This is a genomic window from Dyella sp. ASV21 (assembly GCF_016428975.1).
Lineage (GTDB): Bacteria > Pseudomonadota > Gammaproteobacteria > Xanthomonadales > Rhodanobacteraceae > Dyella.
This window is the reverse complement of record NZ_JAELTT010000338.1, coordinates 1-314: the sequence shown is the minus strand read 5'-3', so window position 1 is coordinate 314 and position 314 is coordinate 1. Positions and strand designations below refer to the sequence as shown.

Genomic DNA, 314 nt, shown 5'->3' with positions numbered 1-314 from the left:
CCCCCCCCCCCCCCCCCCCCCCCCCCCCCCCCCCCCCCCCCCCCCCCCCCCCCCCCCCCCCCCCCCCCCCCCCCCCCCCCCCCCCCCCCCCCCCCCCCCCCCCCCCCCCCTTTTTACTGATCCGGCGACCACCGAGATCTACACCCGAACGTTGTCGTCGGCAGCGTCAGATGTGTATAAGAGACAGGGCCCATATTGGCCACCACCGGCCATGCCTCGCGATAGTCTCCGTACACGGCGACGGCGTCGCGAATCTGATCCAAGGGCTCCAGCAGATTGCGTCCCGTCGTATCGATGGCGCTATCGATGCTGCG

General features: G+C 73.2%; 1 protein-coding gene. It reads right to left on the bottom strand.

Going from position 1 to position 314, the window contains the following annotated elements; genetic code table 11:
- Positions 1-113: 113 nt before the first annotated feature.
- On the bottom strand, positions 114-314 hold a 201-nt coding region (locus tag JHD67_RS21855), incomplete at its 5' end, for a hypothetical protein (RefSeq protein WP_199101219.1).